The sequence below is a fragment of the Desulforamulus reducens MI-1 genome, from assembly GCF_000016165.1.
GTDB classification, from domain to species: domain Bacteria; phylum Bacillota; class Desulfotomaculia; order Desulfotomaculales; family Desulfotomaculaceae; genus Desulfotomaculum; species Desulfotomaculum reducens.
Genome location: NC_009253.1, coordinates 345,808 through 363,764, shown reverse-complemented (window position 1 = coordinate 363,764; position 17,957 = coordinate 345,808). Strand labels below are relative to the sequence as shown.

Genomic DNA, 17,957 nt, shown 5'->3' with positions numbered 1-17,957 from the left:
ATTAATGTTTAATTTGTTTGTTTGACAATTAGTTAAATGCATTTTTTATGCCTGAAATATTCAATCCATAAAAAATATTAAGAAATTTGAAGAAATCAGAAGTAATTTACTAATATTTTCCGAAAATTAATTATTATTAAATTCTGAATATTTAAAATATTTTTTCTTGTATTTGCAAAAAAAAAACTCCTTATAGTTGATTCGGACTATATTCTTAATTTTAAGAATATTTTTTAATTTCAAGAAAATTGCTTTACTATTGAGGGATACAGAGAAAAATTTTTCTTGATATAATAAAAAAGTCTCACCTCTAAGAGGTGAAACTTTTTTTAATACCATGCTTCTTCATTTTTCTATAGAGTGAGGAAAGGTGTATCCCTAAAAGTTCAGCAGCAGCAATACGGTCATCTTTTACATTACTTAATGTATCTAAAATTATTCTTTTTTCAGTTTGATCTATCATCTCATCTAAAGTAAGTCTTTTAGATTGTATAATATTGCCTTTTCTCATTTTTATAGAAAAAGGTAAATGGTTCACAGATATTATATTATCATCTGACAATATAAAAACTCTCTCCAAAGTATTTTGTAGTTCTCTAATGTTCCCAGGCCAGTAGTGTTTTGAAAGAACTAACATTGCTTCTTCAGTAAATCTCTCTACACTACACTTTAGTTTATTATTAAGTTTATCGGTAAAATAATTCACCAAAAGAGGTATATCATCCTGCCGTTCACGCAGCGAAGGTATTTTTAAAGAAATTACATTTAATCTATAATAAAGATCATCACGAAAAGTACCCTCTTTTACCATGTCTTCAAGATTACGGTTGGTTGCTGCAATAACTCTAAAATCAACACTAACCGTTCGGATTCCTCCTACCCTTTCTATTTCCCGTTCCTGCAAAACATTTAGAAGTTTGGATTGCATACTTAAGGGTAATTCACCAATTTCATCGAGGAAAATTGTACCCCCCTGGGCCAATTCAAATTTGCCCGGCTTTCCACCCTTTTTAGCTCCAGTAAAGGCCCCTTCAGCATATCCAAATAACTCTGCCTCAAGAAGGTTCTCCGGTACAGCCGCACAATTTATTCGTACAAAGGGAAACCGAGACCTGTAACTGGCATTATGAATAGCTTGGGCAAACAACTCCTTACCTGTCCCACTTTCCCCTGTAATTAATACCGTTGATTCAGATAATGCAATTTTTTGAGCTATTTTTTTTACTTTTTTAATTGCATCGCTTTCTCCGATCATATCATTAAAAGTGTATTTTGCATTGTAAAATTTGTATAACTCTTGCCTGTAAAATTCTACTTCTTTTTCCAATTGTTTTAGTTTATTGGCCAACGTTTTTCCTGAGGGTATATCAACAAAAACTGCCTTTCCAACTGCTCCAATTAAATCGCCTGCATTGTTAAGTATTGGAAAACGTACAACAATAAGTGTCATTCCTTTAGTTTCCCAATAATCATATGAAATTGGTTTTCCTGTCTCTAGAACTTGGGTTAGTTTTGTATTTTCATGAACCTCTGTAATATGTTTACCTATAGTATCCTCTCTTGTTAAATTTATAGTATCAAGGTAAAGATTGCTAATAAATGTTACAAAACCATCTTTATTAACAACAATAAACCCTTCATAAGGATTATCTATAAGAACGCCGGCTAGTACTGGATTTTCTCTAAATTCCCGCTCAATTCTTTTTCGATCATTCAAATTATTAATGGCTAAGTACCTCCCTCCTAAAAGATTTTATAATTAATTAATATTTGTTTAATTTATGATAATTGTTTTCCCATGCAGAATGTTCGGTAAAGGATACAATATCAAGACAATGGGTGAAAGATTATGTGGTAATGTGGAAAAATAACACCAAATAAAGAAAAGCCGTCTAATGCTTTATAATCTAAGCAGGAGGCGGCTTTTGTTATCATGGGAGCAGCATAGGTACAAAAACTTTGGCAGTTCACCCTATCCTGCTCTACGTGGTGACTAGAAAGCCACAACTTAAAATGAGAATACCAATTTATTGCTCAAATATCAACAGTTATTTTTTCAATATTCAGTTATTATTTTTCTCAAGGGATCATTGTTTTTATAACTCGACCAAAACTTTACCGACTCGGTCGAAAATGTAACTCCTTAGACTAGTAACCTTTTTGGACTCCCACACCAGAATTATCGTCATACCACCCTTTTAATTTAAAGAAAACTTGGCTTACGCCATACCCTATAGGTGACGAGAGCCTTTAGCGACGGCGTAAGCCTTAGTTGCCCTTATGCAAGTCGGAAAGTTTTATAATTTTCTAAACACCACTTTGCTTTTTCTATCTCTGTCCAGGCAAATCTGGCCTTATTGATATAGTTTTTTGTCAAAATACCCCTAAAACTTATTATTTGCCTAAAAAAACAACACCCCCAGCCTATGACTGTGGGTGTTAAAAATTACTCTGGCGACGACCTACTCTCCCAGGAGCGTGAGCTCCAAGTACCATCGGCCCATATAACTATCTCTGGACAAATAATAAAAGCTTCACCCGCAATGGCTAATTAATAACCTTGTTATTAAGCCAATCGTTTCAAAGCCGTTGCGATCCTTAACTGCTGTGTTCGGGATGGGAACAGGTGTACCCCCTCCGGTATCGCCACCAGAAACTTTATGCTATTGGGTATTACTTTTAGGTCAGCCATGGGCTGTGGGCCTTGGGCCATGAGCTTTTTGGCTTTTCCTTTGAGCAAACAATTTATGTTCTCTCAAAACTGAACAGCTATTTAGTATTGCGTCATATATTCTTAACCTTAGCTCACGGCTCATGGCACATGGCCTAAGGCTACCTTAGGACCGTTATAGTTACGGCCGCCGTTTACTGGGGCTTCGGTTCTATGCCTCGCTTTCGCTTTAGCAGGGACCTGTGTTTTTGGTAAACAGTCGCTTGGACCTTTTCTCTGCGGCCTTTTCTCGCTCCAATCGTACAATTTTCACTTTTGACTACGAATCTTAGCACCCGCAGTCTGACTCCCGGTTTCTAAAATAACGGCATTCGGAGTTTGATTGGGTTCGGTAACCCGTGAAGGCCCCTAGCCCATTCAGTGCTCTACCTCCGTTATTCATCCACCGAGGCTAGCCCTAAAGCTATTTCGGGGAGAACCAGCTATCTCCTGGTTCGATTGGCATTTCACCCCTACCCACACCTCATCCGCCTCCTTTTCAACGAAGGTCGGTTCGAGCCTCCACTTTATTTTACTAAAGCTTCACTCTGGACATGGGTAGATCACCAGGTTTCGGGTCTACTCCAACGTACACTCTCGCCCTTTTAAGACTCGCTTTCGCTTTGGCTCCGGCTTTCCTGCCTTAACCTGCACGTTAGATGTAACTCGCCGGTCCGTTCTACAAAAAGTACGCCGTCACACTTCGAAGTTCGATGTTCGAAGTTCGTGGTTCGATACACGCATTCCTTTAGGGTCTTTTTTACTTGACCCGTAAGATATGACATGCATTCGAATTTCGAATCTCGAATATCGAACCTCGAATAGTGCTCCGACAGTTTGTAGGCATACGGTTTCAGGTTCTTTTTCACTCCCCTCCCGGGGTGCTTTTCACCTTTCCCTCACGGTACTGGTTCACTATCGGTCGCTACCACCTGTCTCTACGTTATCCCGAAGGATAAGGCTCATATCTCTATAAGTTTCGTAGGATGTCAAGCCCTGGTAAGGTTCTTCGCGTTGCGTCGAATTAAACCACATACTCCACCGCTTGTGCGGGCCCCTGTCAATTCCTTTGAGTTTCAGTCTTGCGACCGTACTCCCCAGGCGGAGTGCTTATTGTGTTTACTGCGGCACTGCAGGGATCGATACCCGCAACACCTAGCACTCATCGTTTACGGCGTGGACTACCAGGGTATCTAATCCTGTTCGCTCCCCACGCTTTCGCGCCTCAGTGTCAGTTACAGTCCAGAGAGCCGCCTTCGCCACTGGTATTCCTCCCAATATCTACGCATTTCACCGCTACACTGGGAATTCTGCTCCCCTCTCCTGCACTCAAGTCCTTTACCATATCTCTCGCTTTGTTTCAAGTGAAAGTTTTTTGGTAGTTTTCTCACTGCCTCAAGCAACGGCAAAAATTTTATTTTACCATGTCATTTTACTAATATCAAGTAAAATATAAGTAAAAGTTTCTAGCTATCTCATCAGTAACAGGTATTGACTATACCATATTAATTAAAACATTTCTAATTGTCGAAGGGAGCATTACCCGGTATCATGTATCATGCTCCCTTCCTTTTTTGGTGAATATTACAGGGTATTATAATTAGACAATTATAATATAACTAAAGTACAAGATTGCTGGCAGGTGATTGGTGTGAGTGAGTTTTTGGCAGCATTGGCAACATCGTTAGTTTTCACTATCGCTATTACCCAACGCACAGAAATCTTTAAAATAGTAAAAAACCGTAGCAAACACATGGATAAAATATTCCGGCGCTAACTACTATTCGCCTTCTTTATTTTCCCAGCCTCTTCGTTCATACATACGTCCTTGCACCGTGACACAAAGAAGCTGTTCCTTGGGTTAAGGGAGACAAAGGGCCAGAAATCTAAATCACCAAAGTCATTATCCAGGGCCTGAACAACCGTTTTGCGGCCGTCTTTTGTTTCTATCATGCAGCCTAAATCCAAGTCAATTCCTTTATTCCCACTGCCAAAAATACTGGCAAAGAATCCCCCACCGCCCTGATTAATTGGTTTCCGACTCCAATTTAGGTTGATTAAGATTTCGCCTAACCGATTATTTACTTTCTTTTCTAGGTTAATCTTTTCACCCTTTTTCTTTAATTCAATCTTAGAAAGGTTAATTTTCGGTTGTGGCGGTACGGGCTTTGGTTGTGGTTCCCTTTCTATGGTGGGTGCCGCTTGCGCCTGGGCTGGTTGGTTAGTTGGATTGTCTGATACATCAATACCAAAACTGCCACAAAGGGCCGCCAACCCTCCCTGATAACCCATGGCAATGGGGTTAAACTTCCACTCCCCTTTATACCTGTAAAGTTCAGCCACCACAATGGCTGTTTCTGCATTAAAATTCCTGCCCATATTAAAACGGATTAAGTGTTTATAACTCATTCCCCGGACATCTTGAACAGTGCGCTTTAGTTTCTGGAAGGAGGTATGAATTGACGTATCCAATTTCCAAAACCCCGTGGGTTTCTAGTTTGGATAATGACCGGTCCTGGTCCTCTGAACTTGCAGACAGCTACTTCCCCCGAGGTAAAGGTCGAAATCCAACCGCTGGATGCCTTTTCGATTGAAAAATTCATATACTCAGGCCAGGCCACTAAATGGCTGTTATCCACAACAAATTCCTGGCCTGGTTCAAGGTTGATTACATGAATTCCTCCATAGGTATTAATAAATACAATTCCCTGTCCGCTAACCTTAACGACGAAAAAACCTTCCCCTGAGAATAACCCCTGTGAAAGGTTTTGCATTTTAGTGGACACCTGAATTCCCGCAGAACCAGCAAGAAAACCATCCTTTTGTACCATCAGGCTATAGGAGCCATCGAGTTCTACGTCAATAATGTCTCCGGGCACCGCTGGAGCCAAGAGAACTTCTCCGGCCCCCCTACGGGCAGTTAGGGTCTGAAAGAAAAAACTCTCTCCCGCTACCATACGGGCAAGTCCTCCCAACAGCCCACCATCCATCTTTCCTTCCACGTCGATGGTGGAAGACATGGCAACCATAGCGTCTGACTCAGCCTTTACCGATTCCCCTTGCTCCAGATTAAGCTGAACCAAAGGAAATGCTCCTGGATACAAAATTTTGTGTTTCACTTTCGCCCCTCCTTGTCTTACATTTTCTCTAACACCATCTCCAGGATTTGCTCGCCGGCTCTAATCCCAGAGGTCTCTGTAAATGTCCACTTGCCCAACTCACTGAACTGCTCGTACAGTTCACCATGGGCTGGTGAGACGGCATAATGGGCCCCTTGCATCAGCGGCAGATCCAATAAAGAGTCCCCGGCCGCAAAAACTCTGGTGTCTCCTATGATGCTGGCTACTCTTTCTAAGGCTGACCACTTATTGATAACCAGAGGTACTAAATAAAGCTTTCTTCCCTGAATGGAGACGTTCCATTTCTGTGTGCTGGCCCATTGACTGAAAGCAATCAATTCTTCCAGCGGGGCCTTATCCCTGTCAATTATACAATAATGGAATACCCCATCAGCCTGCCTCATTGGTTGTGCCCACTTCGCACTTAACAGCTTATTTATCTCTTTTAGAATTTCATCCCCTGCCAGACACTCATTTGCAAGGATTCGTGTAATATGATTTCTGTAGGTACTATCTTCCGTACCTTCTAACAGGATATTGGCACCATTACTTACAATGGCAAATTGAGGTACTATCTCCCCTTGAAAAAATTGAATCCGTCGATACTGCTCTATGGTTCTGGTAGTACAGGGTACAAAGGTGATCCTAGCTGCCACCTGCTTTAGCAACTCCGCCGCCCGTTCAGTCATGTAGGAGTAATATTTGCCTGTTTCCACGGCTTTTACCTTACCCTGGAATTCAGTAAGGAACTTCCCGGAGTAGATCAGAGTACGGTCCAAATCACTTGCAAAGATCATTTTCTATCCTCCAGATTCTTGATCAGTCCATAACAGGAATAGCTAAGATTAGGGTGTTCCTCCACCGTCACTCCACGGTCCTTTGCCAGGAGTAACACATGCTTTATATCCGGACTGTTCATGTCTCTAACAAGGATTTTCCAGGGAATCCTTCGCAGTAATACTCTGGTTGTTTCCCCCACTCCTGGTTTTACATAGTTGATGCTTTTGATGCCATACTCCAACTGGACCCTAGTGGTATCTTTTTGGCCAAGCCAGGCCGGCGATTCATCTATGCCAAATTGGGGATTGTGTTGGAGTATAGTTTTGGCCTTTGTCTGGGCCTTCGCAAAATAATCAGATACTACATCAACAAAATAATTGGAAAGGTCTTTTATCTGAAGCTGACGGTAAAATTTTACACCATGATAATCCAAAGGTCCCAGTAGGTCCTCTCTACAAACCGTTCTGGACATTAAGCCAGATACGGTGGAGTTTAGGCAGGCACTGGGAATCAAAAAATCATCCCTTGTGCCAAAAATATTTGCGCAATAGCCCGGGTCCGCCAGCACAGCCATATCCTTACTGATTGTATCCGGGGGCATCTTGAATTCCTTTTCAAATTCACTGACTGATTTGATTAGTTCCATTGTAATGGCACCTTTGCCAGTCCACCCGTCCAGAAACTGAACCTCACAACCAGGGTGTTGCTGCAGGATATAGATCAGGGCGTTCTTGTCAATTCCTTTGTCCCTGATAATGGAAATGCTGTAATGGGGTGCTTTGACACCGTGGAATTGCTGTATGTATCTTTTTATAAGGACACCTATGGGGGTACCGGCTCTGGCCAAGGACACCAAAACCAGATTCTTGCCCCTCTTTTTTAAAATAGTTTCCGCAACAATGGCGGTGGCCAGGGCCAGTCTGTAACCGGTTTCTTTGAGGGACTTATGGAACAAATCAATATATTCTTGGGTGGGCTCATATTCAATGGGAAGCATTTCTGAATAGTGCTTGCCACTTTGAATTGCCTTTTCTCTTGCCTCGTTGCCTTGTTCCTGAATATAAGGGCCGATATCTTTTAAGAGAAAAATAACATCTTGGGAGGAGTAACTTCCAAGGGGTCTCGGGTCAGGTACTTTGGGGTAAGCATTCAGTGTGCCGTATCTGTCAAAATCAGCAATTTGTTCGATTAGAAACACCTCCCGCACCATCAGTGAAGTAAACAAATACAATGTTTTCAATTCCTAGTTTATGAAGTGCTTGGACAAAGGGCTTCACTTGTTCCGGCACAACTTTTCGCTCCCAAAAAACAAATACCTCATCATAATAATTAGGAGGAATATTGTATATATAATTTTTAACATCGGGGTTATGGGGATCTTCAAAGTTTATGGCATATTTTACCGCATAGTCCGTGCCCAGGTAAGGATGCACCGGACTTCGGGTGGTGGACTGTACCATAATTCCTTCCCCCATGTATTTGGCAATGAGACAGGGGATATACATAAACTCTCCGGTTCCCAGGCAAAGGGTTTTCTTGCCTTTCCTAACTTGTAAAAGCTCATAGCCAATTTCCTTTGCTCTAAGCAGGGCCTGTTTAGTTTCCTTGACACCCACGCCAAAGCGCCCAGTATAACCAAGATAGGAAACCTTTGAGCCATCTGGCAAGACAGTAGCTACTTGAAAACCCATTTCCTTGTACAAGCTTCTTACACAAGGCATTCCTTCCTCCGGGGCAATGGGTGATTGCGGAATAACCGGAGCCTCCCCCTGGTACCAGAACCGTCCTTTTAACAGAGAAAGGACGTCTATTTTAACCCCTAATACACCCTCAACCTGGCGATATTTTGCCATCGCCTCATCCGAACGCCAATCCAAGATGGTTAGTATGACATATCTCTTTTGCGGATATTTCTGTTGTAAGGTCTCTATGATATTCAAACAGGTATTACCTGTGGTGATTTCATCGTCAACCAATACCAGCAAATCATTATCTTTCATTATGGACCCTTGACAGATAAGACACCGCTGGTCCGGAGCATGGCAGTGGTCTTCTGTAAAATAGATAGTATCGTGGTTACCTTCTAGGTTTTCTCTCGTTGTATGTAGGAAATTGATATTTCCTGTACAGGAACTAAAGACTGCGTGGCCCAGGGCTGTTGCTGTTTCTGCAAAACCAATAAATAACGCCTTCCCTGGGAATGAATAGGATGGTGGATGAAATTCATTATTAACCCCAGCGGATAAACTAGCTACCGCATGCCTAATGGTTTCCTTGCCTACAGAAAGTCCCCATAATTCAGCCAACCGGGATGCTAAGAGAAAGCCTGTTATCAGGGGTACATTGGGTAGAACCGGAATATGTTTGCCGATTAACTTACTAACAAATAAAAAACTTCTCTTGGGGTTGTTCCTGGCTGCCATTGAGAATATGCTATCGATGGTTAAGGAATAAGGATTTTCTTCCATCCTTATCCCTACCATCAGGTTATCCAATATTTTGTAGTTTTTCTCCTTCGTAGATAATGCTTGTATAGTCATACCTCTCATTTAACACCCCGTATATCTTTGCTAAAATCATGATTTTCTTTGCCCAGTTAATATGAGGTTTGGCTTCATTCATCTTATTACCGTACACACTCTTGGTTACCCCACCGTTTCCACCATTGGCCAAGATATCTTTGGCATCACAATATTCTTCGTGTGTTACCACATACATAGCCTGAACGGGCAAAATGTGGGATGGGTGAATGATGGTTTTCCCCACTAAGCCGTTTGCTTTATCAAGCATAACTTCACGCATTAATCCATCAATGTATCTGCCAAGAAGCTCTAAGCGGAAGCTTTCTCCTGCTCTGCCATACTGTTCTTGAAAAGGGGTTTTTCTTAACTGGGGCTTTAACATCCTTGCCGTGTTATTGAAATATTCCCATACCGGACCCGAGATCACGTAACCATCCTGAGGTCTACCAAATATGTTGACCATATCTGCAATAAAGTCTCGAATTACAGAGACATCGTAGATGGTAAGTTCCGGGCTCCTGCGAAGACCATACAAACCAGAAAGATCCGTTGCTCCCATGCGTACATTTAATACTAACTCCTTGTATTGATCAAGCAGTTCCTTAATTTTTAGCATCTCTCTTACCCTTGATTCCAGATGAATCACGGATGGCCCCTCTAATATGGGCATGCCATATATAGTTTTCTTCGTAGTTTTATTAATTGTAGTAAGATGTGCAAAATATTCCTGACCGGCCATCATGTCAAATTTTGGAAATACAAAACCGGTTAACACATGGATGCTTTCCCCAAGGACTTGGGTCAGCCTTTTAAATTGCTCCACATTGCGAACCCTAACAAAGATAAAGGGGAGCGAACTCCCCTTTTCTGCCATTGCAAGCAGAGTCCCCAGCTGCAAAGCAAGGTTTTCCTCAGCATCTTCAACTTCCCGATCGTCTACCGCATCCTCAAGACAAAGAACCGTAGAGGTAAGACCGGGGATTTCATTGTTAATCACTTTATCAATGGCCCTGTTGGCAGTACCCGGCATATACAGGGTAGCCCCTAAGGCATGGGCCAAAGTGTCCTTATCATGATCCTCTCGTAATTCGACCGGAGGAATAAAGAACATCTTTTTCCTTTGTTCCTCTTTGAAATAAGCAAAGTGAATCATGCTGCTTTATTACCACCTTCTCGCAAGTGATGAAGCACAATGGTGCCCAGTAATACAGCCGCCATTATAGAGAAGAAAATGCCATGGGGTATATGGTAGCCAAAGGCTTGTCCCATCAGTTTACCGCCAATTAAAGCGATCAAAACATATGCCGACGCCTCCAGCTCGGGATATTTCTCAAGCAATTTGATGAAAATAGTCGCTACACCCCGCATCATCAAAATACCTAATATCCCTCCCATGAACAAAACCCAAACTTCGTTGCTCATAGCAAAGGCTGCCAGGATACTATCGACGCTAAAGGTGATATCCATTAATTCAACCGTTATTACAGTGGCCCAAAAGGGTCCAACCATTTTTAACCAGAAGCCGCTTACCTTCGCTTCTCCATCACCTTCATCTGCTTCCTCACCCTTAGAGAGGAAGAATTTACCTGCCATCCATAGCAGATATCCCGCACCTAGAATTTGCACCCATTTTATCTTTACTAAATATGTTCCTAGGCCAATTGCAATAAAACGGAAGAAATACGCTCCCCAAATACCATAGAGCAATGCTTTTTTCTGTTGATGTTTCGGTAGTTTGTTCACTACCACTGCCAATACCAAGGCATTATCACAGGATAGCAGCCCTTCCAGGATAACTAACCAAAAAACAATGCCCCAACTCACAGGGTCAGTCATAACCCTGTGAATATCCTGCCAGGAGAAAAAATGGCCATAGTTGGCAACCAGCCCGGTCAAAAACGTTGTTACAGCTTCCAATTAATAAAAGCCTCCTTAAATAGTCCTTAAGTTCCTGTATTGTCTTGTCTATTCTCTCTTATACTAAAGTTGAAACCGGATAAACCCAATACCATCCACCCCTTAATCAATTTGACACGTACTTTCTAAGAAAGGGGTGCCTAGACAGCACCCCTTTGCGTAAAGTTCGTCAATTATTTAGCCAGCGTTTAAGCCATAGGTTGCGGCCAGGGATGCCAGTCCCCCTTGGAAACCACTTCCCACTGCATTGAATTTCCATTCGCCATTATGACGATAGATTTCGCAGGCCACAAGACCCGTTTCGATGGAGTAATCTTCGCCCAGGTCGTAGCGCATAAGTTCTTCATTTGTTTCATCATTTACCACGCGAACGTAGGCATTGGAAACTTGTCCAAAGTTTTGGCTGCGAGTTGCCGCATCATGGATATTGATGCAAACAGCAATTTTATCAACTTCTGCGGGCACACCAGACAGGTTAATCTTTATATATTCATCGTCGCCATCACCCTCGCCGGTGCGGTTATCACCGGAGAGAATAACGGAACCACTGGCATCTTGCTTATTATTGTAAAAAATAAAGGCACTGTCCCCGGTGGCTTTGCCTTCGGCATTCACCAGGAAAGCAACAACATCTAAATCAAATTCATGACCACCATCATACTTATTGGTGTCCCAACCGAGACCAACAAGAATTTTGCTTAATCCAGGGTTGCTTTTAGTTAAATCAATCTTTTGACCCTTTGCCAGAGATATCAAAACATATACCCCCTCAGAATTATTTTTTTCTACAAGTACCTTTGGGTTAAGGATTTTAGACCGGGGTCTGTGGTAGCTTCACCAATGGCAGCAAACTTCCATTCACCATTATGGCGATAAACCTCGCCGGTGATCAGGCTAGTCTTTCCCTCGTAACCTTCCGATAAATTAAACTTGCACAACTCTTGGCCATTGGCACTGTTTACAACACGGATAAAAGCATTTTGAATCATGCCGAAATGCTGTTTACGTGCCACGCAATCATAAATGTTAACTACAAATACCAAGCGGTGAACATCGGCAGGTACCTGAGTCAGATCAATAAAGATTTGTTCATCATCACCATCACCTTGCCCGGTAACATTATCGCCGGCATGACGAACACTTGCACAAGGGCTTGTCTTATTACCAAAATAAACAAGGTTTTTATCCTTGGCTAGCTTTCCATTGGCATTCAAAAGATAAACTGACGCATCGCAGTCAATGTTGGGGCTTCCTCCACCAAATAAACCACCCAGGAAACCACCACCACCGCTTTTAACTGGATCCCAACCCAAACCAACCATAATCTTCGAAAGGTTAGGGTTGGTTTTGGTGAGATCAATCTTTTGCCCCTTTTGTAAGTTAATCAACGAATTAATTCCCTCCTTAGGCTAAACCATATAGATTAACCAATCCTTGCAAGCCTTCGTTGAAGCCTTGACCAACTGCAGCAAATTTCCATTCGGAACCGTGACGGTAGAGTTCTGCAAATACCAGGGCGGTTTCGATGCTGTAATCTTCACTTAAATCATAGCGTAGCAGCTCAGAACCGTTGCTATCGTCTACCACACGAACAAAGGCATTGGAAACCAGACCGAAATTCTGGTTACGTTCTTTGGCCATATGAATGGTAACGGTAATAGCAATTTTATGAATATGGGCAGGTACTTTGCTTAAATCAATGGTAATCTGTTCATCGTCACCATCACCATCACCAGTAAGGTTATCTCCCATATGCATAACAGAACCGCTAACATGTTTTAAGTTATTATAAAAAACAAAGTCATCGGCACTAGCGCATTTGCCGTTCTCGCCAAGCAGGAAAGCAGACGCATCTAAATCAAAGTCTGGGCCATCAAATTTGTTAGTATCCCATCCCAGGCCAACAACCACCTTTGAAAGGTTAGATCTCCCTTTTGTTAAGTCAACCTTTTGACCTTTTTGCAAATTAACAGCCAAGATAAATCCTCCTTCGTATTTATTTTGGTTTATCAAAAAAAAGAATTTAGCTTAATTATTTTCTTATAGACATAAGACGGCTTTTTGTTCCTGATTGTAACTATATATTCTATAAAAACCTAAGATGTCCTACTAAAATTTGCAAATTTGTCGTTATTTTGTATACAATAGTAAATTTTATAGTTCTTCCTCATAATGATCCCATTCTTCCCAACCATCAACATCGGTATAATTATTCCAACCTTCATAGGTTGCTTGTTCTGAAGATGATAACCTTCTGGCAAATTCAAGTTCAATATTACTTAGCTCCATCAGGACTCCCTCCTTCCGTCCAGTTTAAATTTTTTGCCGAACCAACTGAACTAAATTTAAAGCATCTTGGAAAAACATTTTCTTTTCCAAGCAAAATTCTGCCAGTATGTCTTCCTGGCGATCAAGCATAGTTGGCGTTACCACTGCCAACACCCCACCACAGTGGGTTCTATAATCTTTCCTCCTACATTCCGTTATAGCTTTTGCAACCTGCTCAAAGGACCCGCTCCCAGTATGATCTTTCCTCTGTTGGTCATGATTACTTGGTCCGTCACAGGAGATTCCAACCCGGAACCGATTATTCCCAAACCAAGTATTCCAGTCGCTATTTAATAAGATTCCATTTGTCTGTAGGGTATTGAGGATTTTGTTATGCTCCCTGCTGTATTTCCTTTGATATTCAACAATCTGCTTATAAAATTCCAGTCCCCTTAGCAGTGTTTCTCCGCCATGCCAACAAAACTGTACCCTCGGGGTAACCTCTACAACCTTCTTGTATTGCCCCAAAGGTAGTATCCTCTGCCCACTTTCGAAAATCTTCGCAGGGATTTAATATGCACTCCAAAAGGTTATCCTCATGAATCCATTGTCGGTAGTGGGCCCTTCGCATGGATCGCATGTAAAAGGCTACAAAGTCTTCGGAAACTGAAAAAATTTGACGAATTTGCTTTAGACTGGTATCTTCCAGTAGATTTCTATCCCGCAGGAGAATATACATATGAGAATAAGTCATTAAAAGAAGTTTCTGTGCAGAGGAGAAGAGTGGTGCTTCCTTTGCCAATGTGTTTAAAGTTAAGGATCCCTGAATTCTCTTTTTAGATAGGAATGGATTCATTCTGTTGACAAGGTAGTTTTTGTCTTCCGGAGAAGACAAATAATAAAAACACATGGTTAAAATTCTTATAAAAATATTTTCATCCATTCATTTCACCTCAACGTCCAAAAATAGACGTATCTACTATTCCAAGTGACATCTGGTTTTTTTCGAATTCATTTTTCTGCCTATTTTTAACATATGTATCAATTCTGTCAACCCCAGGGGCACCCTATCAAGATGAACATTAACTTGTGGAGGGGTGTCCTTTGTCATCAAAACAGAACCGTCATGATTACTTAAGTTATCATAGAAAATAAAATTTTTCGTATCCTCAACCTTTCCTGAACTGCCAGTAAGTATCGCTGTGACAAAAAAATTATTTATGGGGCCGCAAAGGGTTATACCCATGGAAATGCTTCTGACTCCGGGTTTCATTTTATAAAGATCTATTTTTTGACCTTTAATCAAATTAATAGACATATTACTTACCTCCTTGGAAAAAAGTTCTATATTCTAACAATAATCCCTTCCGTGTGATTTATTGAAAACAAAAATATTAGGGTCTATTAACTACTCTTTCTACAAGCTCACAGATGGACTTACCCGCCTTGGTTTAAATCTCTCGTCCAACTAAGCCTACCAATAAATGGACCTTGTCCTAGCTACAATATTTATGCTATTCTTAATATAAATTTAACAGAAATTTTCTGGCGTGTTACGTAAACGGACGGCATGAGCCAGTAAGCATAATTTTATTTAGGAATACCTAAAATAAAATTATGTCTTACTGGCTTTTATTTTGGCAAAATTAGGAGGGAGATGCTTGCAAACTCCTCATGGTCCGTTTACTATCCAACGTGTACTTAGTAATAATGCAGTTATAGCTCATACCCCAAAGGGGCAAGATGTCATTTTGCTGGGCAAAGGCATGGGTTTTGGTCGTAAATCCGGAGATATTTTGTCTAATCCAAAATATGAAAAAATTTATGTTGTTCCGGAAGGTGTTACTGATCAAAAGGCTTTAGCCTTAATGGAACAGGTTGACCCTGCGGTGATCAATGTTACCCAGAACATCATTGAACTGGCTAAAGCCCAATTAGGAGAAGGACTGCATCCTCGGGTACATGTAGCTCTGGCAGATCACATCAATTTTACTCTAATCAGGTTAGCCCAGGGGATGGAGATTAAAAACCCTTTTCTTGCAGAAATTGAGGCCATGTATCCAAAGGAGTTTAGTATAGCTAAGCAAGGGGCGGTATTAATTTTAGAAAAAATGAATATTTTCATTCCGCCCGAAGAAATTGGCTTCATAGCATTACACTTACACTCAGCCAGGCATAACCGTCACGTAAGCCAAAGTTTAAAGCATGCCGAAGTAATAAATCGTGCAGTAAAATATATTGAATCCCAATTTGGTCCCATAAAAGAACATGGGGGTTTAGAATATACCCGGCTACTTTCGCATTTGCAAAGCTGCATCCACAGGTTAGTAAATAAAACTACCATTGAGAACCCGTTTTTGGATAAGCTAAAGCAAGAGTTTAGCAACTCCTATGAGATAGCCAGACAGATGAGTAATATTCTGGAAGAAGGCTTAGGTATACCCGTGCCGGAGGATGAAATAGGTTATTTAGCTATGCATATCGAGCGAATCCGCCGTAACAAAACTTAATATTGTCATTCAGTTTAAGCTTACCTTGATGACTTATACCTTTTTGCTTATACATGTCTTAATTTAGAAAAACTTGGCTTGCGCCAAGTCTTTATACGCCGGCGGAAGCTTAGTTTGCCCTTATGCAAATCATATAAAATTTATACTTTCTGATCTGCCAAAAAAGCATAATGTGCGCGCCATTAGCTTTTTTTGAACAAATAAAAAACAAATTAAAAAGAAAAACTAATTAAAAAGGAAGTGAAGGGCATGAAAAAAGCATTTAAGTATTTACAGATGGTTGGACAATCTTTAATGCTGCCTGTATCTGTGTTACCTGCTGCCGGTTTACTGCTCAGGTTTGGTGAGAAAGATTTACTCAACATGCCTGCCATGAAGGAAGCTGGGTTGGCTATCTTTGCCAACCTACCCTTGATATTTGCCGTGGGGGTTGCCATTGGTTTTTCTGGTGGACAGTCGGTAGCCGCTCTGGCCGCTGTAGTAGGGCAGTTAATCCTGTTAGCAGTACTGAAAGCAGTGGACCCCAGTATTAACATGGGGGTATTTTCCGGCATTATCATGGGTATTACCGCTGCCCTATTGTATAAAAGGTTTTATCAAATTAAGCTGCCCCAATACCTGGGCTTTTTCGCCGGGAAGCGCTTTGTTCCCATTATTACCGCTGTGGCCGGTGTAGTGATTGCTTTAATTTCTGCCGTGGTTTGGCCCAGCATACAGAATGTCATTGATGCCGTAGGTCAGGTTGCGGTTAGTTCCAGTTTTGGTCCTGCCTTGTTTGCCGCCGGCAAACGTTTACTGATACCAGTTGGCCTGCACCACGTTTACTATCCCTCTTTCTTGTATGAATTCGGTCAGTATGTAACTGCTGCCGGGGAAATTGTAAAAGGAGATTTTAACCGTTACTTCGCTGGGGATCCAACAGCCGGAACCTTTATGGCCAGCGAGTTTCCCATAATGATGTTTGGTCTGCCCGCTGCCGCCTTTGCCATTTACCGTAACGCCAGGCCCGAGCGCAAAAAAGCTATCGCAGGATTAATGGCCAGCGCAGCCTTTACCTCGTTCCTGACGGGTATTACCGAACCAATAGAATTTTCCTTTATTTTTGTGGCACCTGTGTTATTTGTCTTCCATGTACTAATGGCCGGTGTGTCTGGTTTTGTAACAAATTTGCTTGATATTCATTTAGGATTTACTTTCTCTGCCTCTTTCATCGATTATCTATTGTCCTATAAATATGGTCATAACCAGCTGTTGCTGTGGCCAGTGGGCCTGGTTGTCGGAGGTCTGTATTTTGTAGTCTTTAATACCGCTATAAAAATGTTGAACTTAAAAACACCGGGCCGAGAAGATGAAATTACTGCAGTAGAAAACCAAGGTACCGGTTCTGATTTAGCGCACAAGGTATTAGATGCCCTGGGAGGAGCTAATAATATTGAGATATTGGATGCTTGCATTACCCGTTTGCGGGTAACTGTAAAAGATCCAGACATGGTTAAAAAAGATGTGTTTAAGGCTCTAGGTGCTTCTGGAGTTATGGAAATGGGTAAAAACCTGCAAATTATTTTTGGCACCCAATCCGACAGCTTAAAAGAAGAAATCCGCAGTCTAATGACTAATACTGTTTCAGCCACAGCAGAAGGGGCTAAACCCTTACCTGAGCTTAACGTTTCTGCCAGCAAAACTATGATTAAGGCTCCTGCCAGCGGTAAGGTTATTCCCTTAGAACAGGTACCTGATGAGACCTTTAAACAAAAACTGCTGGGCAACGGAGTAGCCATTGAGCCAGTAGAGGGTACCTTTATAGCACCTGTGGCAGGAACTGTTGTTCAAGTATTTCCTACCAACCATGCTTTAACCATAAAAACAGAAAACGGCATAGAAATCCTGTTGCATGTAGGCATTAATACCGTTTCCTTAAAGGGCCAAGGCTTTAAAGCTCTGGTTTCCGAAGGGCAAAAGGTTACGGTAGGACAAAAACTTCTTGAGGTAGATTTAAAGCAGATTGAAAAGGCTGGCTTATCTACCATTACTCCTGTAATTATCATTGGATCTGAGGATATGGAAATAACCCCTGCAAATGAAGTAACTTCTGGAGAAGATACCATTTTACAAATTTAAGAGTAATTAGTTT

Annotated in this window: 16 protein-coding genes, 1 rRNA gene, 1 pseudogene and 3 other annotated features; of the genes and pseudogenes, 2 read left to right on the top strand and 16 right to left on the bottom strand. The window is 41.5% G+C overall.

Annotated features, from left to right (window positions below):
* Window positions 1–310: 310 nt before the first annotated feature.
* The 16 genes and pseudogenes from DRED_RS01840 to DRED_RS17725 form a co-directional block, all read right to left on the bottom strand.
* Window positions 311–1,717, bottom strand: coding sequence for a sigma-54 interaction domain-containing protein (locus tag DRED_RS01840; protein ID WP_011876732.1), 1,407 nt, complete (start codon window positions 1,715–1,717; stop codon window positions 311–313).
* Between the two features lie 732 nt (window positions 1,718–2,449).
* A 5S ribosomal RNA gene (gene rrf, locus DRED_RS19810) occupies window positions 2,450–2,654 on the bottom strand.
* A 294-nt stretch (window positions 2,655–2,948) separates the two neighbouring features.
* Window positions 2,949–3,544 (bottom strand) — a sequence feature (23S ribosomal RNA rRNA prediction is too short).
* A gap of 17 nt (window positions 3,545–3,561) precedes the next feature.
* Window positions 3,562–3,712, bottom strand: a sequence feature (23S ribosomal RNA rRNA prediction is too short).
* Window positions 3,713–3,814: 102 nt separating this feature from the next.
* Window positions 3,815–4,111, bottom strand: a sequence feature (16S ribosomal RNA rRNA prediction is too short).
* A 372-nt stretch (window positions 4,112–4,483) separates the two neighbouring features.
* Window positions 4,484–5,119 carry a TerD family protein gene (locus tag DRED_RS19805; protein WP_049755835.1) on the bottom strand — a complete coding sequence of 212 codons (636 nt, stop codon included), beginning with the start codon at window positions 5,117–5,119 and terminating at the stop codon, window positions 4,484–4,486.
* A gap of 26 nt (window positions 5,120–5,145) precedes the next feature.
* Window positions 5,146–5,829 carry a TIGR00266 family protein gene (locus DRED_RS01825; RefSeq protein ID WP_011876730.1) on the bottom strand — a complete coding sequence of 228 codons (684 nt, stop codon included), beginning with the start codon at window positions 5,827–5,829 and terminating at the stop codon, window positions 5,146–5,148.
* A 17-nt stretch (window positions 5,830–5,846) separates the two neighbouring features.
* Entirely contained in the window at window positions 5,847–6,626 is a 780-nt protein-coding gene (locus DRED_RS01820; protein ID WP_011876729.1) for an HAD family hydrolase, read from the bottom strand.
* A complete protein-coding gene (locus DRED_RS01815) occupies window positions 6,623–7,840 on the bottom strand; it encodes a cysteine protease StiP family protein (RefSeq protein WP_011876728.1) in 1,218 nt (405 codons plus the stop codon). The genes DRED_RS01820 and DRED_RS01815 overlap by 4 nt, the downstream gene beginning before the upstream one ends.
* Window positions 7,782–9,149 carry a phosphoribosyltransferase family protein gene (locus DRED_RS01810; protein ID WP_238442560.1) on the bottom strand — a complete coding sequence of 456 codons (1,368 nt, stop codon included), beginning with the start codon at window positions 9,147–9,149 and terminating at the stop codon, window positions 7,782–7,784. The genes DRED_RS01815 and DRED_RS01810 overlap by 59 nt, the downstream gene beginning before the upstream one ends.
* Window positions 9,097–10,284, bottom strand: coding sequence for an HpcH/HpaI aldolase/citrate lyase family protein (locus tag DRED_RS01805; RefSeq protein ID WP_041274380.1), 1,188 nt, complete (start codon window positions 10,282–10,284; stop codon window positions 9,097–9,099). Before DRED_RS01805 ends, DRED_RS01810 begins: the two co-directional genes overlap by 53 nt.
* The gene (locus DRED_RS01800) at window positions 10,281–11,048 is read right to left on the bottom strand and encodes a TerC family protein (RefSeq protein ID WP_011876725.1); all 768 of its coding nucleotides are present in this window, start codon (window positions 11,046–11,048) and stop codon (window positions 10,281–10,283) included. Before DRED_RS01800 ends, DRED_RS01805 begins: the two co-directional genes overlap by 4 nt.
* Before the next feature lie 177 nt (window positions 11,049–11,225).
* On the bottom strand, window positions 11,226–11,804 hold the full coding sequence (locus DRED_RS01795; protein ID WP_011876724.1) for a TerD family protein: 579 nt from the start codon (window positions 11,802–11,804) through the stop codon (window positions 11,226–11,228).
* Between the two features lie 29 nt (window positions 11,805–11,833).
* Window positions 11,834–12,436 (bottom strand): TerD family protein, encoded by a 603-nt coding sequence (locus tag DRED_RS01790; protein WP_011876723.1) that lies wholly within the window; start codon window positions 12,434–12,436, stop codon window positions 11,834–11,836.
* Window positions 12,437–12,452: 16 nt separating this feature from the next.
* Window positions 12,453–13,025, bottom strand: coding sequence for a TerD family protein (locus tag DRED_RS01785; RefSeq protein ID WP_011876722.1), 573 nt, complete (start codon window positions 13,023–13,025; stop codon window positions 12,453–12,455).
* Window positions 13,026–13,202: 177 nt separating this feature from the next.
* Window positions 13,203–13,337 (bottom strand): hypothetical protein, encoded by a 135-nt coding sequence (locus DRED_RS19455; protein ID WP_274376901.1) that lies wholly within the window; start codon window positions 13,335–13,337, stop codon window positions 13,203–13,205.
* 174 nt (window positions 13,338–13,511) lie between these two features.
* A pseudogene (locus DRED_RS19685) lies at window positions 13,512–13,844 on the bottom strand (hypothetical protein); the annotation flags it as partial.
* A complete protein-coding gene (locus DRED_RS01780; protein ID WP_011876721.1) occupies window positions 13,750–14,259 on the bottom strand; it encodes a hypothetical protein in 510 nt (169 codons plus the stop codon). The gene DRED_RS01780 and the pseudogene DRED_RS19685, both read right to left, overlap by 95 nt.
* 36 nt (window positions 14,260–14,295) lie before the next feature.
* Entirely contained in the window at window positions 14,296–14,634 is a 339-nt protein-coding gene (locus tag DRED_RS17725) for a TerD family protein (RefSeq protein WP_011876720.1), read from the bottom strand.
* A gap of 343 nt (window positions 14,635–14,977) precedes the next feature.
* On the opposite strand from DRED_RS17725, the gene DRED_RS01770 reads away from it, so the two are divergent.
* Both DRED_RS01770 and DRED_RS01765 read left to right on the top strand, forming a co-directional pair.
* Window positions 14,978–15,826 carry a PRD domain-containing protein gene (locus DRED_RS01770; protein ID WP_011876719.1) on the top strand — a complete coding sequence of 283 codons (849 nt, stop codon included), beginning with the start codon at window positions 14,978–14,980 and terminating at the stop codon, window positions 15,824–15,826.
* Between the two features lie 249 nt (window positions 15,827–16,075).
* A complete protein-coding gene (locus tag DRED_RS01765) occupies window positions 16,076–17,944 on the top strand; it encodes a glucose PTS transporter subunit IIA (protein ID WP_011876718.1) in 1,869 nt (622 codons plus the stop codon).
* Window positions 17,945–17,957: the final 13 nt, after the last annotated feature.